This is a genomic window from Mesoplasma entomophilum, assembly GCF_002804125.1.
GTDB lineage: Bacteria > Bacillota_I > Bacilli_A > Mycoplasmatales > Mycoplasmataceae > Mesoplasma > Mesoplasma entomophilum.
This window is the reverse complement of record NZ_CP024966.1, coordinates 375,522-396,466: the sequence shown is the minus strand read 5'-3', so window position 1 is coordinate 396,466 and position 20,945 is coordinate 375,522. Positions and strand designations below refer to the sequence as shown.

Here is a 20,945-nt window from a genome sequence, read left to right as displayed (position 1 = left end):
TTTTTTTAATTTGTAATACTTGATAATATAGAGTAGTTAGTATACGATTATCCTTGAAAGCAAAAGGAAAATAAAAATATGAATAAAAAAACAACTAAGCAAATGGATAAATGACTTAATCTTTTATCAAAAAAACTTTCTGGATTAAAAACTTCAGATCGCAAAGATATAATTGAAAACTATAAAGATTTATGAAGCGAAGAACTTTCTGAAGGTAAAACAGTAAATGAAATTCTTTTAAGTTTAAGACCTATTAATGAAATAGCTAAAGAACTTTATGAAGAATTTGGAGTTATTAAAAATACAAAATCAGATGTTACCAAAATAAAAATAGTTAATAGCAAATCTGAAGTTACTTCTTCATGAATTAAAAATTTTAATAATTTTTGTTTAAAATTCTTTGGATTTATATATTCAATAACAGCTATTTTATTATCACTTGTATTATTTCTAACTTTTGTTGCAATAATTGTAGCTATTCCTGTAGCATTAGTTTTAGCATTTGTAAATTATGAATTCTTGGTGGTATTACCACTAGCGATTGGGGTCATGGGTATTGGTATAATTGTTGCAATATTCTTCTTTTTTCTAAGTAGTTCTTCTTATTCAACTGTTAAAGCAATATTTAACAAATGATTTTCTAAAACTTCTGTTGCTACAAAAAATAAAAGAAGAATTTGAAGTAGATTAATGTTAGTAATGATAATTATTGGTGGAAGCATGGCTGGAATTGGAGCTGTCACATCAATAGTTGGTAACAATAGCATATATGGATCAGTATTATCTGGTAACTATTTAAATAAAACTGAATCTGAAACCTTTAATTTAAACGCAACAATTGGTAAAGTCCTTGAAAATAAAGAATCTGAGTTTTCTAAGGATTCAAAAGTATATCTTGATTTTGATTGAGGTTTATCTCCTTGAACAACTTTTGAAGCAAAACAAGATTCTGAATTAAATCAAAATCAAATATCAATTCAAAAACATTTCAACTTTAAAGAAAGTTTAGGTAGTGAATTTAAGATATCAGAAAAGCCTGAATCAAGTTATTGAGTTAAAAACAATGTTAATGATAATGGTTCCTTATACTTAAAATTTCATATATCAGCACCTTGAAATGCTAAATTTCTTTCAATAACACCAATTAAATACGAAATATCATACAACTTTAAAATTAATAATACACCTGTTGAAAATATTATTGTAAGATTTTAGTGTTATGGATAAAGAACTTAAAAAAGGTATATTGGAAATGTTGGTGCTTAACTTTCTATCACAAAAAACCTTCTACGCTTATGAATTAAATAAAAAACTTAATGAAGTTGTTGAAACTAATGAATCAACAACTTATGCAATATTTAAGAAATTAGTTGATAAAGGATTTTGTGAACACTTCTTTGAAGAATCATCAAGTGGGCCAATGAGAAAATGTTATAAGATAACTTCACTTGGTAGAGAACAGTTAATCAATCAAAAAAATGCGTGAAAAGATATTTCAGATAAAGTTAATTCTTTGATATTAGAGTAGAAAAACATATAAAAAATAGAAGTTATTTGTAGTGATAACAAAATGGTAAGTATTTAATTGAAATAGCAGTAATCTTCTATTTTATTAAAATGCTTATTTTTTTATTAAGTATATTTTGAAATTTTAACGTTTTATTTATTAAAGTGAGGTTTAGAAAGAACTATTTTCAAAAACACTATTTAGAAATAAAAATTTATACTTACAATACAATTAAAAATAATAAGTTTTTTTAAGAATGTAAATTTTTTATAAAGAATTTTCTTTGCTTTTTGCATTATTTATTTTCTTGATAATAATAAACTTTAAATATTCTTTTAAAAGAGTAAAAATAATTGAAATGTTTCAATTTTATTTTTGAAATGTTTCAATTATTTGTTATACTATTGTTGTACATTAATTTTATAAGGGGGATATTTATGAAAAAATTATTGTCAATTTTAGCTGCTGTGACTATAAGCGCAACAGCATCTTCTACTATCATTTCATGTGGTAGCAAAACAAAAGCAAGCAAAACAGCCATAGATTCAAATGGACTACAACAAAAATTTGAAGATATTAGTTCTTCAAAAGAAAGTTGAATGATGAAAGATGAAGAAATTATTGCTGCATTAAATCAAGTTGAGTGAGATGGAGTAACAAAAATACAAGCTGTTAAGGAAGAAAAAGAAAATAGCCAAGAAACAAGAACTTTTAAAATAACAGTTGAAATAGATTCAAAAAATTATACTATTGATAAAAATACTTTTGAAATTGTAGTAGGTAAAGATAATAGAAAAATAATACATACAGAGTCTTTAATATCAAAAGTAGAACAATATAATAATTTAAAAATAAATGTAAGTAGCGAAGACGAAGTTGTTAAAACACTAAAATATATAATTGAAGAAGATTTAGGTGATAATCAAGATTTAGTTAATATAAGCCTTGAATTAAATTCTTTAGAAATAGTTGTTAAAGACGAAAATAAAGAACTTTTAACTTCACCAGTTAATATAAAAGAAGATTTTTTAAGTAACAAAACTATAAAAAATCAAAATTATTCAGTTGCAACTACTCAAGATACAGTTTATTTAAATGAAAATCACGAATTAGCTTCTACAAGTGATTCTGATTTAAGTTTAATAAAATCAGAAATAGTTTATCAAATAGGTTTTAACGAAGATGGAAAAGTTGCAAAAATGCCTTTTAGCATTTTGAAAATATCTAACCATTTACCGCCACAAATAACAAGTCTTGATGACATGTTTAAAGGAGCTTTAAATTTTAATCAAGATCTTTCGGAGTGAAAAGTATCAAATGTAAAAAGTTTAAATTCAACTTTTGAAAATGCTACAAAATTCAATGGTGATTTAGCTTCTTTTGACAACTTAATTTCAACTAAAAAAACTTTTGCAGGAGCTACTTCTTTTAATTCTGAAAGTTTAAAAACATGAAAAACTAATAAAGTAATGGATATGTCAGAAATGTTTTTAAATGCTGAGTCATTTAACCAAGATCTTTCTTCATGAAATGTGGAACAAATCGAATATCCAAATTTTTTAAATTTTAGTACAGGGGCAAAAAGTTGAATTGAAGCAAAACCTAATTTTAAAGAAAGATTAGATTTATCTAAGGTTTTAGTAGGATATAAAATAGATAAAATAGATACTGATTCAACAGATGAAGAAATTTTAGATTCAATCTCTAATTACATAAAAGAAAATAATGGTTGTGATGTTAAAGCCAATGATGATATAGTTATTTCAAGTAGAGGAAATTCAAAAATTGGTGAATATAGTTCAATTACAATTAGTGGAGCAGAAAATTCAAAATTAGTATTTGGTAGCAAAACTATAACATTAAATCCTTTAGGTAAAGTTGATATAGCATCTTTATTAGAAAAGAATCAATCAATAATATCAACAAAAACAACTGACGAACAAATAATTACAATAATTAATATGAATATTAAAACAGGGCAAAAAGTTACGAAAGAAGATTTATCTATTTCAAGACAAATAGAAGAATTAGGGAAAGAAGGCAAAATAGAAATTAATTCTTCTCCTAGTTCTTCTCTTATTGAAAATTCTTGATCAAAAACTTACCCTTCAATTAAAATTGATTTAAATGAAGCCCTTAAAAACTATTCTGCTAAAGAAAATGATACTAAATCTGACATTTTAAATTATTTAAAGGACACTTATCCTGAGTTAGAGAACATTGATGATTTAGAATTAAGTAAATTAAATTTTAATATAGTTAAACCAAGTTATGAAGGTCAATGAGGCTACACAGAAACTTATGCGGATCAAGATTCAAAATACTTTATAAATTCAAGTAAAAATGATATACGTGCAAAAACAAGAGATTTAAAAGATCTTTTTGAAGATTTTCCTATAAACAATTATAAATTTGAAAGTATTACAAAAACAACATTATCTAATTGACTCTATGAAACAAAAAGAATTAACATTACAGAAAGATATATAAACTTACAACATAATTTACCACCATCTATGCCTGTTGAAAATTCACCTAGTCTATATTCGTCTTCAATTACAATAACTTCAACTAATTCTGAATATTATACTGGTTCATGTTCTCTTCATGCAAAAACTAATATTAAAGTTTTAGAAAATGTTTTTAACATGACAATTGAAAAAAATCCGGTTTTTAGCCTTGACCCAGAAAATGCTTTTAGAAGTGTTATACGTAATTTAAATTGAAATTATTATAATTTTGATGAATTTGAAAGAACTTGAACAAGAGACGAAAATTTAAGTAGTGATCTTAGTTATACACCAATAACTATAAAACTTACTGCTAAAAGTACAAGCAAAATGTATGAAGGTACTGCAAACTTTAAAGTTAACATTTATAATAAAAAATCTATTGAATGGACAGATCTTTCTTCAGAAATTATAGAGCTTATTAACAATGATCATTCTAAAAAATGAAAAAAATCTAATTGATCAAAAGTTAATGTGGAAAACTACTTTAAAGAAATGCTAAATAATAATACAACTTTAAAAAATAAGTTTCACATTAAAAAATTTGTAGGTTTAAATTTTAAAAAAGATCTTGATAACGGTGATTTATTTTCTTATAATTCAACTAAATTTGAAATAAATGAAGTTGTGTTTGAAATGGAAAGCAGCTTTCAATATATAACATTCTATGGTCAGTTTAATAAAAAATATCATTGATATGACTGAGATACAACAAGCACTTTTTATTCACCGTTTTCTTTTGATGTTAAAATAAATGGAAGACAAAGATAAAAATATTAAAGTATTAAATAAAATATTGGAAAAGATGCGAAATTGCGTCTTTTTTTGTACTTTTATTTAATTGACAAACAAATTCAAAAATTGAAACTTCATATTTTTTGATAATTGTGAAAAGGTCATTCTTTTTAAAATGTTCTTTCACTATATTTTCTTTCTCTTGAGTTGTTAGGATAAAAATATTTTTTATTTGTTTCTCATTATTTCTCTTACAAAGTCTATTGTTATTAATACATATTCTTCTTGATGATCAACTATTGAACTGCTGTGTTCTGAATCATCAAATATTTTAATTTTAGTATTATCAGAATCTTTTGATTTTTCGCAATACATTATTATTGAGTTATTGTAGTCAATAAATGAGTCTAACTTACCATGAATAAATAAAACTGGCAAATCTCTAAATGAATTTAAATTCTTTTGTAAATTCATATCTTTTAAATTAGTTCTAGAATATTTCTTAAAAAATAAGTTAATTTTAAAAGATGCAATTCACCAAGGCAGTCACTTAAAATATTTTTTAAGGAAAAATCTAATTTGTTCTACTGGCTGAGTTAATGCACAATCTGAAATTAATCAATCGATTTTATTTACTTGATAGTATTGCTGTGCTCAATAAACAGCTGTTGCTGCTCCCATACTTACACCAATAACACCTATTTCATCAACATGATTATTATTCTTAACTCAGTTAATCACTTCATTTAATACCTTTGAATTAGTAACTCCTAAATCAGAATATTTACCATATGTTTTACCATGAGCATAAGCATCAAATGACATTACATTATATCCTTTTTTATAAAATTGAATTGCATTTCTTACACCCATATATTTATTTCTTTTAAATCCATGTAATGCAACAACTCATTTATTTGAATTATTTCTTAAAATTAAGCAACTGATTTTTGCTTCATCTGGACCAATTTCAAATTCTTCAATTTGATCTTTTGATAGTTCTCAGTTTTTTAGTTTCTTTTCTTTGATGTCTGCCAAATAATGATTTAAATTATTAACTTCTTGTCCGTTTTCATCAATTCCTACTCTTGGATACTTGAATAAGTATGGAGTAAAGAATTTTGATAGTATCGCACTAACAATAAATACTATTGGAAATAAGATAAATGTTCCTAAAACTTTTAAAAAAGTATACTTATATTTTCTAATTTGCTTCTTTGATTTTCTGAAATTTATATTTTTCATTATTTGTTTCCGCCTTTAATACTTTAATTTAGTTTATTTTAACTTAAATTTAGCTGTAAGGAAATCATCAAACAACATTTCTTCAAATTTTCCTATACCTGTAAATTTATACAGTTTTAAATATAAGTTCTTTTTCTTTACATTTTGCCTGTCTTGAATAAATAAGTATTTTTTAATATTTTCATTTTCAAAATCTTTAATTATTTTATTTTTAATTGTCATTTTTTCAGGTAATGATCAATAAAATAAATTATTAATATCATCATGTTTAGTCTTTTTACCATAGTTCTCGCTTTCTTCATCAGCTAAAATAATTTGTTTTGAATTATCAAAAGTTAAAAAGCCTGCTTGAAATGTCAAAACTTTCATTTCAGTTCGATAATGTAAAAAGTTAGTACGATTAACTAAGGATAAAACTTGCTTTACAGTATATGTTGAACTTACATTCAATCCTGTTTCATACTCGTTTTCAAAAATTAAAGTTTCATTATCTAATTTGTATTTAAGAATCATTACTAACTCTTCAACAATCACTTTATGCTCATCAATAAAATTTTCGACTAAATCATTAATTTCTAAATAGTTAGGATAAACATTTAAAAATTTTTCCATACTAGTTATTTCATATAAACATGAAGTAATTAATAAGTTATCTAAGTCTAAATTAATTTCATTGCTTGGTAGTTGCTTTGTTAAGCGCTTATAAAAATAATTAATGATTTTATGGTTATTTAAAAATAAAAACTGTTTTAAAATGTTCTTATTTCTATTTGTATTATTTTCATTATCTTTAAACTTATTAATTTGTTTAGCAATTGGCATAAATAAGTTATCTAAGTTATTATAAAAATCAATTAAAGTTAAATCATAATCTTTCAACATATTATTAAGTGCTTTTTCTTTAAATCTTTCATAATATTCAACAATATATGATTTCATTGAGTTTTTATTTAAATATCAACTCTTCATACTATTAATAATAATTTCTTCAGTATGCTTTTCTAAGTTAATTGTGCAATTATAAGGTAAACCTTCTTTAGCACTAATTGACTTACTACTTCTAATAGCTGGATTAAATAAATTTCTAATTCCTAAAGTAATATCGTATTTATTATCTATATTAGATATTAAATCATATACTTCCAGTTTATTTTTAAGTTCAGTTTTTCTTAAACCTCTACCTAGTTGTTGTAAGTATACAGTTTTAGAATTAGTCGGTCTTAATAAAATAATAGTATTAATTTCAGGAATATCTACTCCCTCATTAAAGATATTAACTACACATAAATAGTTAATTCTTCCTGTACTAAATTCATGTAAGATTCTTTTTCGATCTTTTGTGTTTTGTGAAGTTAAGGCTTCTGCTTTTAAATTTTTTGATTTTAAGTAATTTGATATATTAATAGCATGTTCAACAGTAACACAAAAAATTAATGCTGTTGGTCTTGCATAAACACCTAAATATTTTTTTATTGTTTCAAATAATAATTCATTTCTAGATTCAGTATTAACTACTTTAAAAATATCTTTATCAGAGTTTAAATCAACTCCTTGTAAATTAGTATTAGTATCATCTATACAATAATAATCAAATGGACATAATAGTTTTTGATCAATAGCATCTCATAGTCTTAATTCAGTAGCATATTCATCATCAAAATATGCTTTAATATCTTTATTGTCTTCTCTTTCTGGAGTTGCTGTTAAACCTAAAATTTGTTGAGGTTTAAAATAGTTAAATACTTTATCAAAAGTGTTAGCTGCTATATGATGTGCTTCATCATATACAATAATGTCAAAATCATCTGGTTCAAATTTATCTAATCTTGTAGATAAAGTTTGAATTGTTGCAAATAAATGATTCGGTTTATCACTATTAATACTTCCATCATACATAACTTCACCAAATTCATTATTCTCAAGCACATGACGATAAGTTTTGATTGCTTGATCAACTATTTCTCTTTGATGTGCTAAAAATAGGATTTTAAGGTCCTTTTTAGCTTGCTCTGTTTGTCTTTTGTAATCAAATGCAGAAACTAGTGTTTTGCCCGTTCCTGTGGCCATAATTACTAAGTTCTTATTTTTATTAATATGTCTTCGATAACTTAGTTTATCAATAATTTCTTTTTGAAATTTATATAAGTATTTTTTAGTTAAGTTATTTGATAATAATTCTATTTTTGATTGAACTACAGCTTGTTGGTTTTCTTTAATCTTTTGAATTAATAATTCTCTTTGAAATTCATCTGAAAAATCAACAAATTCTTCATTTCATAAACTATCAAATTCATTAATCATTTTATTAATTAACTCTTTATTGTTTTGTTCTGATAATTTAATGTTTCATTCTCTTCCAGAAATCATTCCTTTAACAGTTAAATTAGAAGAACCAATAATTACTGTTGATAATTCATTATTTCTTTTAAAGATTGAAGCTTTAATATGAATTCTTTCACTAGTTCTTTCTAAGTTATCTTCTATTTTAATTTTGATATTAGAATACTTATCAGCTAATAGCTTAAGTTCATTTAAATTATTATATTGAGCTAGATCATCGAACGTTGTTGAGATAATTTTAATTTGAATATTGTTTTTAGCACAGAATTCAAAAGTAGAAGCTATTTTGTTAAGAACACTTTTAGATATGAAAGGATAGATTAAATAAACCTCATTGGAAGTTAATATTTCATTATTTATTTCTTCTAATAATTTTTGTTCATCTTTATTTGTAAATAATTTTTCTTTCATAATTTGATTCCTTTTAAAATATTTTCTCATAGTTAATAAATATATAAAATAAAAAAACAGATTCCTTTTGAGAAATAACCAGTTGGCAATCTATATCAAAACTTTCATTTGAATTAGTTCTTAATATAACTCCATATTTTTTACTACTTGCAACGATTAAATATTGAAATTTTAAATATTTTTTCTAATTATTTCATTATGAGGTTTATACTCATAAATATTTTTGATAATTTTAAAAAGCTCACTTTTAGCTTCTTGTATTTTTATTTTGAAATTTTTGTCTCTAGTTATTTCGTAATGTTCATTTAAGTTTTTTCTATCATTTTTCTATTTCCACCATAAATTTCATTCTTATCTTTTTAGGGATATCTAATCTTTTTTTAATATTATCTAATAGTTCTTTTTTATAACTGATATTTCATTCTTTTGGTAAGTTTAGGTATAAAACTTTCATTGAAGATAGGTTTTTTTAAGATCAGTATGAATAAGATTTGAATGATGCATAACAATGTTTCTAAGTTTAATAATTTTTTTAAGCTCTTAATGATTTCGCTATCATTCTTTTTATTATTTAAACTAAAATCTCTGATAACAAATTTGGACTCATTATTCACAACAAAGCTGATTAATGAAAAGCAATATTTAACTTTAAGAAATCTATATTTTTTAAGACTATTTCAATCATCTAATGTTCTTCTTGTCTCAATATCTAAGCTTTCTTTTTTGATTTTTTTTACCAAGATATCGTTATCCTTTTGTCTTTTTTCTATTTTTATCTTAAATGTATAATTTTCTATAATTACATTATTAAATCATTCTTCATAAGTTGCTAAAAATTTATAATTAATTAATTTAAATTTTTTATCCATTCTTATAAAATCATTTACAACTTTATAAGATATTTTATTATTAATTAATGTTTCTTCTTCGTAATTATCTAAACAAAATTTAGCTATAGAAAAATATAATTCTTTGCTTCTTAAAAAATTATATTTTTGAAAATTTACTTTATCATTTTAGTCAAAATAAATTATATTGTCAATTTTTAAGTTTTCCATTTTTAATATTCCCTTTCGTTTTAATATACTTAAATAATATAATTATAATTAAAAAATACAGAATTAACTGTATAAATTAAAATTGGAAGTGCAACACTTCTAACCGAATGTCTCATAAAATTCCAAAGCTGATTTATAGTTCAGAATTTTACGAGGCATTTTATTTATTTCATTTAATATTTCTATTATATTATCATCTTTTAAATTTCTAAAATTTGTTTTCTTAGGTAAATATCTTCTGATTAATCCATTAAAGTTTTCATTAGTGCCTTTTTCACAAGAAACATACGTATTACATGTATAAAGTGGAACATTTAATTCTTGTGTAACTTCATGTAAAAGATTAAACTCCATTCTATTATCTTTTGTAATTGATTTAATGTTTAAATTTTCTTTTGCAATTAACTCTTTTAACTTTTCATTTGTATGCTTCATGGTTTTGTTTTCTAACTTAATCGCAAAACCTTTTCTGGTAACTCTTTCAACAAGCGTAATTATTGCTTTTGAAGTGTTACCTGCACCCACAACCAAATCTATTTCAAAATGACCTACGTCTTTTCTTTTATTAATATTTTTAGGTCTATAAGTAATTGGAATAGAGTTCATTTTTGAAATTTCTCATATATATTTCTTATATTTACTAGACTTTCTTCATCAAAACCTAGGTCTAAGCAAGTCTTTTGATTTTATTTTTATTTGTTTATTTTTAATTCAATTGTAAACAGTTTGAGTTGTTGGGATTTTGATTCCAAGTTCTTTGGCCTTAAAAACGCAAACATCAATACTAAAGCTTTTTGGATTAAAATTTGCATAAAGAAATCTTAAGAATTCCTTATATTTATTTATTTCATTTAGATGAGATAAGGTGTTATTAATGTCTCTAGTAAATTGCGCATCTTTAGCTTTATAAATTACAGCTGCTTTATTTCTTTTGATTTCTCTGTAAAACGTTGATCTATTTCTATTTAGTTCTTTAGCTATGAAAGAAACTGATTTATTTTGAACATTTAATAAGATATTCAATTAATGTTCTTTCTTTTAAAGAAATTTGTTTATAATTATTCATGGTAACTCCTTTGGGCTTTAGTCGGTCAAGGGGTTGCTTTTTTGTATCAAAAAAACTGCAATTCCTATGAGATTATTTTCTCATAAGTGTTGTAGTTCCAATTTTAATTCGTAAATATTATTTAAAATTAAAGATGCAAATAATATTGAAGATTAAAAAGTTCAACTTTTAAAAAGTTTTACAGATGAATATATTAGCTATTCAAAACATTTCATAAATTTAAAAAATGGAAAGATTTATAATTTTATTCAAAAAAGTGGAGCTAATTTTTTCGCAATAATATATTATTTTGAATTCATATTTGCAATAGTATTATCCATTTTTATAAGTTTTACATTTTTTAATAAAAAATTATAAAATAAACTTGACTTATCATTTTTTAAAAGTTATTATAATAATGTACAAAAGGATCTCTGAACTAAAAAGGGTCCTTTTTTTGCGTATGTTAAATAGAAAATAGGTTTTAAAATGACAAAATGACATAGATTTATCCCTTTCATCAACTGTGCCTTAAATAATATATGTATTTTAAACGGAATTATTTTTAATGATTATAAATTTAATTTTAAAATAATAAAAAACTTAGATTTTTCTAAAGCTTTAAAAAAATTCATTTTAATTAATTCATTATATGAAATTTCAGAAAATGAAATTAAAAATAAAATCGATAATATTATAGAATTAAGGCATTTAATTTTTCACCCTGAAAGAAAAAAGAAATTTAATAATTTAAATAATTATAGTGAAAGTAATTTAATTGAACTATTATCTTTATTTTTATACAAAGAACAACTTCTTTTATTAATTGAAAATTTAGATAAATCTACTAATGAAAGCGAATATTTGAGGCTTTTTTTAAATAAAAAACACACTCAATTAACTTCAAGTTTAAATGATGAATTTTTAGATAGATATTTAACTGTTTTTTTTAGCTGACTTAACAATAACAATAATAATGGACTAAAAGAAATATTTTCATTCTCCGAAGAACTATCAACAAATAAAAATATTTGAGACTTAGCAAAAAATGAACAAATATCAATTATAATAAATTATTTTTTTAAAATTAAATTTAATTTAAATGAAAAAAATAATCTAGAAATAACTTTTGATTATGAAAAAATGAAAGTTTGTTTTAATTTTAAGAACTGAGAAAACAAAAAAATATTTATTATATTAAATAAAATAACAGATATAAAAAAAATTAAACCTTATGGACTTAATAAACATATATTTAAAAATAAAAAAGAATTTACAATTGAAGAATATAATACACTTATTAATCAATTTCAAATTAAAAAAAACAAAAATATTTTAAAATTAATTTTTAAATTAAATTCTAGAAAAATAAATTGTAATAACTTTAACAAAAAATATAAATTTAAAATAAATAATAAAAATTTGAAAATAATAAGAAATAATTATTTTCATTTTTGTTATCTAACTGATAAAGATAGCGAAATTATTTCACAATTATTATATGTTATTATAAATTTTGAAGACGAGGATGAAAAGAGAATTGAAAAAGTAAACAAAATAGTAAGTAATTTTACTGCTTTTGACATTGAACTAATTTTTCAAAAACTTTCTTTATATGAATAAAAAAACTAATCATTGAGCTGATTAGTTTTTTTAAGTTATTTTTGAATTGATGATCAATCACCAACAAATATTTTACTAAAATCATATTGATTTAAGTATCATAGACCATGAGTTAATAAAGATTTATTAATTTCTTTTCCATCTAATGATTTTCCTCTATCATCATTCATTGATCACATTGATAAGTAAGCAAGTTTTTTTTCTTGTGCTCAGTTATATAATTCTTTAGCATCTTCATCTGTAAACACACCTTCAACAGTATCATTAACACCAATCATTGGAGTTACACCAATTAAGCTATATAATTGATTTTCATTGACTGACTCTTTAAAGTTTTCTAAAATTGATCTTTTTAAATTAATTACAGTATTATCAATAGCATCTTTTGCCAAATCAAAATTAGTTTTCCGATCAGCTAAAGCTGATAAATAAATAGGGTCACCATAGTCCATTAACATTAAGTTAATTACTGGCAAGTCTGAAATTGAAAGCCCTGCAGCTTTATATTCTTTAACAAATATATTCATTACATTATATCCTACGCTTGTTAAACCTGATGGTAAAACTGGTAAGGTTACTGAAAAATTTCATGCAGGGTCTGCTTTTTTCATTTTAGCCAAAGTTTTAGCTAATAAAATATTATCATTACCTAAATTTTGCGCATTTCCTTCAATATCAAAATCAATTGATTTAGGCATTTCGTATTTTTTATTACCATATTTTTCAGCAATTTTAACTAATTCCTTTTGATAATTTATTAAAGCTTTTCTTAAATCTTCTTGAGCTTGTTGAGAATTATTTTGATGTAATTTATTTGCTAATGTTCAAGGATTTTTTTCAGTATATCCACCTGTAGTTGCACCACCATAAGCTACTTTAATATTCTTAAAGTTTCCAGCATCAGAAATAGGTTTTAACATTTTACCTCATAATTGAGTTTCTTCTCATCATTGATATGAAGCATTATTCTTAGCTTGTCCAGCAATAGATAATTCTAAATGATTACTATGTTCATTAACTTGTTGAACAAAAGCTAAAGTTAAATGATCTAAATGTTTCATTTCTGAAATATTATTACCTTCATATAAACCAGCATCTAAATAAGGTGAAAAATATGTAGTTTTATTCGCTTTATGTTTATCCTTAATCTTTTTACCATTTCTGTTCGGGTTAGCTTCATCTCATGTTTTATAAGCACTTTTACCTTTACCAGTTGGTGGTGGCGAAACTATGTTTCCACCACTTTCAGAACCACCAGCACCAGATCCGCCGTTTTCTCCACCAATACTTGGTCCATCTCAACCTTGTCCAGGTTGTTGATTAACTTGATCTAAAGCATTATTATTTCTAATTTGTTTATCATAATCAATTCCACCACGTTTGATAATTTCTTCTATATCATTAGTATCTTCTTCTTTAATATCTTCTTTTGTTCCATTTAAAGCTCCAGCAAATGAGTATTTTGAAAATCCCATTCCTGACCTAATGTTTTGATCAAGAGCATTTAAATCTCCTGTATTGTTGTGATTAGGTTTATATTCACTTGGAATATCTCTTGATAGGTAAAACATTCCAACTGCTCCAAAATTTTCTTCACTAGCAAATTTTCTTAAGTTTTCAGCATCTTTAGTAGTAAAACTTCAATTTGGAACTTCTGCTCTTCTACCAATTCAAGGAGTAATTTTCATTCTCTTTGAAACTGATTTTTTATCTTCTGCAGAAATTCCATTAACAACACCTGAACCATCATTTCCTCATGTAGAATTAGCTGTAATTTCAGCGCTTGGATTTAAAACGTTGTTAAGTTTAATTCAATTATCTCTTGTTTTAACTGAAGCTTCCTGAATTAATTTCAATTCCCAATTTTCATCATCATTTATTTGTTTTTCAGAATAACCATAAACCATATTTAGTTTAAAATTCATTCCTAGATATTTTGTAAAGTTATATAGTGGAAAAGCCTCATCACCAATTAGTTTTAAGTTTCCTTTTTCATTTGGATTATTACTAAAAAAACCGCTATTAATTGAAACTCCATCTTTTGAAGAAGTAACTAATGATAATTGAATATCTCATGCAGAATCACGTTCTATTAAAATCTTTAATGCTGAAGCTAAAAGTCTTTGAGAATCAGCATATTGTCCTGATGCAGATAAATATGGTGCAGCAAAATAAAAATCTAATTTTTTAGTTTGATATTTTTCTCCAATTTTTTCAAATACAGAAGCTAATTCTTCAGGAGTTTTATTATTTTGTCATGCTGTATGTCAAAATGAGTTTGCAAATGGACCAAATGATATTCTGACATCTTTAGGATTTAAATTACCTGTTTTTTTATTTCCTTCTCATCTTGATTGATTTGCATTTGATTTAGAAGTTCAATTTCTGTATCTATCATTAAATCACTTAGCATATTCTGTTTCTGAACCTTTATCATCTAAAATACCATTACCACCATTTGAAGGTGCTGCATTTCACATTGGAACTAATTCACCTGTATCACTTGCATTTTGCATGAAACCTAAAGTTATCTCAGTATCTTGTGTAAAAATGTTTTTATTACCTGCTAATTCACCTAAATCATTATAAACTGCATTTGTGTCTTTTAATGATTCCATTGCTATATTTCTTGATGCTTGACTTACACCTTTATTTTTTAATAAATATTCAGATGTGTCTTCTACAATACCCATATCAGCGTATGGCGTAAATTGTAAATTTTTTGATAAATGATTATTAATTACATTTTTTGAACCTAATGTTGATTGATCATTATCTAACAATGAGTAAGATGAATAATTTTTGACTGAATTTGAATAATCTGTTTTTAAAACTTTTTGTCAATCTTGATTTTTAACTGATTTTGTTTTAGATTCTCCAAGTTTACTTTCGTTTTTAATGATAAACAAAACTTTATACTCAATTTTTGTTTTTTTATCTAAAATAATAGCTAAAGTTGAAGTTTTATTTAAAATTTTTAAATTATCACCATCTAAGTTTGAAACTTTTGATTTAAATGCTGAAATTATTGTTTCATCATTATTATTATCAACTTCGCCTAAGTCAAGTTCTTCTCTTATTTTTTCAATAATTATTACTTTTGAAGAATCATTTTTGATATATTTTGACCCTTTTACAGACTTGATTATAATCAAGCCTTCTTTTGTTTGATCTGATGGTTCAATTTTTATAGTGACATCTATATTCAATTCAATATTTTCTAATCCTTCAATTCTTTTCAGTGAATTTAAGATATCATTTTCAGTGATTTTGTTTAATAATTTAATATCCAATTCAATAGTTGATAAGTCTATCAAATTTATCTTACCTGGTTTCCCTGTACCACATGAAATTACAGCCGAAGCTGAAGTAGCAGTAAGTGTAACAGCTGCTAAAAGACTTAATAGTTTTTTCATTTTATTTTATATCCTTTCCTTTTTGAAACGTTTCAAAAATCTCTAATATCAATATTACCAAAACTTTTTTTAAAAAAACAAAAAAATGAAAAACAAAATAAAAATGTTAACTGACATAGTTAACATTTTTAATAATATTCTTTTTTTAAAAGAATACTTTTTGCTTTATTCTTAACTTTTTTTTGAAAAAATGTATTCTTGTTGTAAATCCATTTTTAGCTGCCACTATTTTTTTATATTAAGTCATATAATATTTATTTCATTTTACGTTTTTTCTTTTATTTTTAAAAGCTCATTTTTAATTTTTGACTTTATATTTTCTGTTATTGCTGTTGAGATTCTAATTATTGGAATATTTTGCATTTTTAAAGCTTTATCTTTTATTTCATCTCTTCAAGTTTGTTTTTGCTTTTTATGAAATGTTAAACCATCTACTTCAATAACTAAAACAGGGGCATGACTAAATTTATCATAAAGTAAAAAATCAACATGAGCTCAATGATGTTTTAAAAAACTTAATTCTTTTTGATTAAATTCTTTCGACTCAATTGCATCAGGAACTAACAAGCTAAGTTTCTTAAATAAAGTTATGTCTAAATGTTGATAATTTTCTTCTTTAATAATTTCTTCTAAAATATTATGAATAATAATTTCACTAGGCTCTTTTGTGCCATTACTATGAGATAAATTATAATCAACTATAAGTTTTAAAAGATCATTATTAAATTCCTTTGATAATATATAAAATTCAGAATTTTTAGCGATGTTTTTGATTGCATCCGGATAATTATAATTTATATATTTTAATAAATCCTTAATATCATTATCAGGTGTTTGTTCTAAATTGCCTGCATAAGCTAATATAAATTTGTTTTTTGCCCTTGAAACCGCAACATTAATAAGTTTAGGATTAGAAACAAAATCTTTTCTACCATTTATTTTAGCTTTTGTTACAGCAAATAAAATTGTGTCTTTTTCTTGTCCTTGAAATTTATGAATTGTGTTAGCTATTATTTTTTCAGATCTAAAGGTTTTTGCCAACAAATTTGCTTGATTTCTAAATGGACTAATAATACCAATCTCATCAATTTTATTTTTATCCAAATATTCTTTTATATTTTGAATTTCTTTTTTGCTTGTTTTTGAAGTGTCATTATAATGTAATGATTCTCCTATAATTGTTTCAAAAGGATTTGTATTTTTACTATTTTCTGTCATGATGATTAGTTTGTTATCATAATACTTTTTGTTGCAAAATCCTATGATTCCTGGATGACATCTATAATGTTCTCTTAGCAGTTGATTTGGTACTTTATTTTTATATATTGTTAATAAAGATTTTAAAATATTATTTCCAAAATATTTATAACCATCTTCAATTTCAAAATTATGCATTTCAAAATATTTTTTAAATATTTTATTCTCAACCTGTGGTAATTGTTTAAGGTCTCCAACAACTATTATGTTTTTTGCGCATGCCATAGCCCCAATACAAGCTAACATATCTGTTTGTGAAGATTCATCAATAATTAAATAATCATATAAAACTGAACTATTTTTTGAATTAATTATGGAATAGATGGTGCTTAGTATGATTGGTCTTTTTTTAATAAAGTTTTGAAAGTCAGAAACCTTTTGAAATGTATTAAAATTGCTAGAAGTTAATTTTATTTCATCTTCTAACATAAAATTTTTATAAATATGTGTTAATAAATTTTGTTTTGATAATTTTATTAAATCTTCAATTTTATTCTTTCCTATTTTTTTCAAGTATTTACTATCATTTTTAATTGCTAATTCTAATCCTTCATGCTTTTTGTTTAAAATATGAAAATACAATTCGGCAATAAAATCACTTTCAAAAAATTCTTTTTTTATTTGATATATAAATCGGGTTTTAAATTTAAACCATCAAGTAAATTTTTCTTTTCTATACATTTTTAAATTTAAATGAAGTTTCTTAAGCTTTTTAAGTGAAAGTTTTTTTAAATTCTTATCATTTTTCATGCTTAGTTGAACGTTTAATACAAGTAGTTCTAATTCTTTTAAAACTTTATTTAATTCATTTTTATTTTCTAGAATAACTTCATTTAGTCTCTGAACTTCTTCAATCTCAAAAACTAATTCATCAATTTTGAATTTATTTTTAGCGAAATCTTTTTTACTAACTCAATAATCAGAGTTTTCTAAAGTATTTCTTCAAATTTCTTGAGTATTTAAGATTTCTTGCTGATTTTCTTTTGAAAAATATTTTTCATTATTACTTTTTTTACCTAAAAAACTTGTTAAAAATCAAATATCATCAATTACATTTATTTTTTTACCTTCACTATTAACTTTTGAGTGTAATTTTTCTATTACATTATCAATTGCTGAATTATTATTAGAAACCACAGCTACTGTTTTATTTTCCATTAAGATATTTGCTAATATGTTTAAAATTGTTTGAGTTTTACCTGTTCCTGGAGGGCCTTGAATTATTGAAATATTAGATTTAAATGCATTTTCAACTGCTTTTCTTTGGCTATTATTAATTCCGAATGGATAAATAAACGTTTTTTCATTTCAATTTTTATATTCTTTATGCTTTGCATTTAAAAAATAATAAAGAATTGATTCTTTGTTTATATATTCATATTTTCTTAATAAAGTTTTATTTATAAAGTATTCAATATTTGAATAAGGATTTATTTTTTGTTTGTCTTGGTTTTTTTTGTGTTTTTCTTCATCACTAAAATCAGATTCTTCTCATTGTTCTTGTAAGTCCATACTTATATTGTTTTGTTCTGCAATATTATAAAGATCATTTGCAACTCTAACTCAGTAATTAAATTTTTCTTTTACTTTTAACATATTAACTCCTTAAAGATAATAAAAAATAATATTATTTAATTTTAACACTTATAATGTTTTATTTTTTAAAAATATTTAATATTTTAAACTTTATTTTTTATCTTTTTTAAACTTATACAAAGTATAAAATAAAAAAAATAAATTTAAAAAATGAAACGTTTCATTTTTCATTGATTTTATTTTTTAATTTTGCTAAATTCATACTATAGTGAATAAATAGAAAAGGAAAAAAGAAAAATGAAAAAACTTATTGCTATATTATCTTCTTTAACAATTGCAGCTGCTGCGCCACTACCAATAATTGCATGTAGCGCTAAAGAATCAAATTTTTTAAGAGTTAAATATATTGCAAATCAAACAACCGCAATTAAAAATTTAGAAAACATAAATGAAGTTAACAAAGAACTTGAAAAAATTACAAAAAAAAATGATGGAGTTGTTTCATTAATTGCTACTAGAAATTCGAATCAAACAGATGTTACTGTTAAAGTAACAATTGAACAAAACTATAAAATTGATTCTAATACTTTTATTATCAAAAATGCACTTATTAAACCAATAACTGGACAAGTTGTAATTTCAAAAATAAAAGATCAGAGACTAGACTTAGCAAAAGAATGAGAAAAAGAAATTGAGTTAGATATTACTAATTACAATGAAAACTTAAAAATAACTGCTAAGTCAGAAGCCTATATTCCTTCCGTGGGAAATGCAAATAACTATCCTCAAAAATCAAATGTTACTGATGTAACTGTTGAAGGAAGAACTTTAAAAATAAAATCTTTAGGAAACAAAGGTCAAGATATTATTACTGTTAATGTTGGTAGATATGAACCTGTCAAATTTAAAGTTAGTGTTTATGAAGAAAAATATATTGAGAATCCAATAGGTAAAGGCAAAAGTCATTATTATGATTGACAAGAAGCTAATCCAAATAGAAAAGAAAAATACATAGAACAAGTTAAAACTAATAGTAAGACAAAATTTGTTCCTTATATTGATGCTGCTTTATACAATGGTGATAAAGTTGAAGATATTCTACAACAAAACAAAAATATAGATGGTTTAACTTTTGCTTTTGCGAATCAAGATAACAAAAATCAAGATAAATTATCAATATCATTTGCTGGTTTAGACAAAACTACTGAAGGATATAAATGATATACTGAACATAAACTATTGCCTGACATTTTAAAACCCTTAGCAAGTAGGGATTTATTTAAAAATTCAAGAGTTTCTTATGGAGGCTATAATGCTGGAGAAGCTCCAGAAAAAAATTTACCTTGAATTTTAGCAACAAAATTAGCTCCAGATGATCAAGTTAAAGCACAAAAGATGTTAGAACAAGCATTTATTGATTACCAACAAGAATTGGCTAATTTAGTTGGTCAAAAAATGGTTAAAAAGATAGACTTTGATATCGAAGGTGGAGCCCAAGATGATAAATATAAAAATGATACTGCTTTATTAGCTAGAACAATAGCTGGAATGAAAAAGGCTGATAAAGAATGAGACTTTTCAGTAACTGTAGCTGTATTAAATGATGGATTAATAAGTGGCCCTAATAAAGGAATGCAAGTTGTTGAAACATTTATTCAAGAATATGCAAAAGTTGGTTTAAGTGTTAATGATTTACCTAAATTTAATCCTATGGTTATGGATTATGGTAATGATATTTATGAAAAAGCAATAGCTGAAGGAAAAACAAACTTTGATTTAGCTAAACAAGCAACTGAATCGACAATGCGACAAATTCAATCAATTATTAAAACTGAATTTCATCAAACAATAACTGATGCTCAAACTTATGCCATGATGGGTTCAACTCCAATGATTGGTGTTAATGATACTGAAAAAGGTGTTTTCACGTTAGAAGACGCTAAAGATTTTTACAATTGAAGTCACACAATTGGTATTGATTATATTTCTATGTGATCAATTAATGATGATAGAGGTTTAAGCTATCCAATTTATGATGATCCTAATTATCCAGGAGGAGTGTTTGGAGGTCAACCAGCAAATAAATCTCAAACTTCACATGGACTTTTATATCTTAATGAATATGACTTTACAAGAGTATTCTCAGGTGATTGAGAATTAGTTTAGAATAAATGTGATAGATATTTAACTTATTAATAAAAAATATTAATATTAGATTATATTTTATATACTTCTAATTTACAAAAAATATTGTTACAATTC

11 protein-coding genes are annotated in these 20,945 nt (G+C 23.8%); 5 read left to right on the top strand and 6 right to left on the bottom strand.

Going from position 1 to position 20,945, the window contains the following annotated elements; genetic code table 4:
* Nucleotides 1-78: 78 nt before the first annotated feature.
* The 3 genes from MENTO_RS01740 (at nucleotide 79) to MENTO_RS01730 (ending at nucleotide 4,788) form a co-directional block, all read left to right on the top strand.
* The gene (locus tag MENTO_RS01740; RefSeq protein ID WP_099651164.1) at nucleotides 79-1,215 is read left to right on the top strand and encodes a DUF1700 domain-containing protein; all 1,137 of its coding nucleotides are present in this window, start codon (nucleotides 79-81) and stop codon (nucleotides 1,213-1,215) included.
* Between the two features lie 4 nt (nucleotides 1,216-1,219).
* Nucleotides 1,220-1,528 carry a PadR family transcriptional regulator gene (locus tag MENTO_RS01735; RefSeq protein ID WP_099651163.1) on the top strand — a complete coding sequence of 103 codons (309 nt, stop codon included), beginning with the start codon at nucleotides 1,220-1,222 and terminating at the stop codon, nucleotides 1,526-1,528.
* A gap of 416 nt (nucleotides 1,529-1,944) precedes the next feature.
* Nucleotides 1,945-4,788: a BspA family leucine-rich repeat surface protein gene (locus tag MENTO_RS01730; RefSeq protein ID WP_099651162.1), complete on the top strand. Its 2,844-nt coding sequence runs from the start codon at nucleotides 1,945-1,947 to the stop codon at nucleotides 4,786-4,788.
* Nucleotides 4,789-4,980: 192 nt separating this feature from the next.
* Here MENTO_RS01730 and MENTO_RS01725 read toward each other — a convergent pair whose 3' ends face one another.
* From MENTO_RS01725 to MENTO_RS01710, 4 genes are all read right to left on the bottom strand, one after another.
* A complete protein-coding gene (locus MENTO_RS01725; RefSeq protein WP_099651161.1) occupies nucleotides 4,981-5,997 on the bottom strand; it encodes an alpha/beta hydrolase in 1,017 nt (338 codons plus the stop codon).
* A gap of 33 nt (nucleotides 5,998-6,030) precedes the next feature.
* A complete protein-coding gene (locus tag MENTO_RS01720) occupies nucleotides 6,031-8,748 on the bottom strand; it encodes a DEAD/DEAH box helicase family protein (RefSeq protein ID WP_099651160.1) in 2,718 nt (905 codons plus the stop codon).
* Between the two features lie 404 nt (nucleotides 8,749-9,152).
* On the bottom strand, nucleotides 9,153-9,617 hold the full coding sequence (locus tag MENTO_RS01715; RefSeq protein ID WP_099651159.1) for a hypothetical protein: 465 nt from the start codon (nucleotides 9,615-9,617) through the stop codon (nucleotides 9,153-9,155).
* 288 nt (nucleotides 9,618-9,905) lie between these two features.
* Nucleotides 9,906-10,829, bottom strand: a complete 924-nt coding sequence (locus tag MENTO_RS01710; protein WP_099651158.1) for an IS30 family transposase — start codon at nucleotides 10,827-10,829, stop codon at nucleotides 9,906-9,908.
* A gap of 511 nt (nucleotides 10,830-11,340) precedes the next feature.
* Here MENTO_RS01710 and MENTO_RS01705 point away from each other — a divergent pair.
* Nucleotides 11,341-12,474 (top strand): hypothetical protein, encoded by a 1,134-nt coding sequence (locus MENTO_RS01705; protein ID WP_099651157.1) that lies wholly within the window; start codon nucleotides 11,341-11,343, stop codon nucleotides 12,472-12,474.
* 35 nt (nucleotides 12,475-12,509) lie between these two features.
* Here MENTO_RS01705 and MENTO_RS01700 read toward each other — a convergent pair whose 3' ends face one another.
* Complete coding sequence (locus tag MENTO_RS01700) at nucleotides 12,510-15,890, bottom strand: lipoprotein (protein ID WP_099651156.1); 3,381 nt, start codon at nucleotides 15,888-15,890, stop codon at nucleotides 12,510-12,512.
* Nucleotides 15,891-16,154: 264 nt separating this feature from the next.
* Nucleotides 16,155-18,743 (bottom strand): AAA domain-containing protein, encoded by a 2,589-nt coding sequence (locus MENTO_RS01695; protein ID WP_099651155.1) that lies wholly within the window; start codon nucleotides 18,741-18,743, stop codon nucleotides 16,155-16,157.
* A 237-nt stretch (nucleotides 18,744-18,980) separates the two neighbouring features.
* On the opposite strand from MENTO_RS01695, the gene MENTO_RS01690 reads away from it, so the two are divergent.
* Nucleotides 18,981-20,849: a glycoside hydrolase family 18 protein gene (locus MENTO_RS01690; protein ID WP_099651154.1), complete on the top strand. Its 1,869-nt coding sequence runs from the start codon at nucleotides 18,981-18,983 to the stop codon at nucleotides 20,847-20,849.
* The last annotated feature ends 96 nt before the right edge of the window (nucleotides 20,850-20,945 follow it).